This is a genomic window from Caballeronia sp. GAWG1-1, from assembly GCF_023631465.1.
Classification (GTDB): Bacteria; Pseudomonadota; Gammaproteobacteria; order Burkholderiales; family Burkholderiaceae; genus Caballeronia.
The window spans coordinates 1-587 of sequence record NZ_JALQDB010000113.1 but is presented as its reverse complement, the minus strand read 5'-3'; the positions used below and the strand labels follow the sequence as shown (position 1 = coordinate 587).

The window sequence follows — 587 nt, the reverse complement described above, 5'->3', positions numbered from 1 at the left end:
ACCCGCACCGACTTCACGGCGCTGCGCGCGTTCGTGCAGCGCGTGCCGGCGGCCACCATCGCGCGGCTTTACTACGATGTCGAACGCGCGCCCCATGCGGCGAGCCCTGAGACCACCGAGCGCTACCTGCGCCAGATGTGCGATGACCTGGTAAGCCTGGCGCTCAAACATGGCTCATCGGTGCTCGCCGATCACCTGAAAGCCTCGATCAAGCAGCACGGCAGCGCGCGGCTTACGGCCATGACGCTGCGCATGATCGAGCAGGCGTCGACCATGGCGGCCGCCTCGCCGGCGTTGGGCCATCCGGTCGAGTTGTGGTTCCGGCCGCTGATTGCACGACGCTTGATCGGCGAGGGGATCACCACGCTGGGCGCCCTGATTAAGTACTGCAATGCCCGTGGCGGCAGCTGGTGGCGATCCGTGCCGCGCATCGGACCGCTGCGCGCGGCGACCCTGGTGGCATGGCTGCATCGCCATGAGCGAAGCCTTGGTGCACGCGTCGCCGACGACGTCGATGCGAGGCCACTTGACGTCACCTTTCGCGCAGCGGGCGAGCCGGTCGCCATCGTGGTGGGCGGCGATCCGGC

Annotated in this window: 1 protein-coding gene; it reads left to right on the top strand. The window is 68.5% G+C overall.

The annotated features are described in order from the left end of the window. Positions 1-587: phage integrase family protein (locus NCT03_RS33680; RefSeq protein ID WP_284503586.1), on the top strand; the 587-nt coding region annotated here is incomplete at both ends.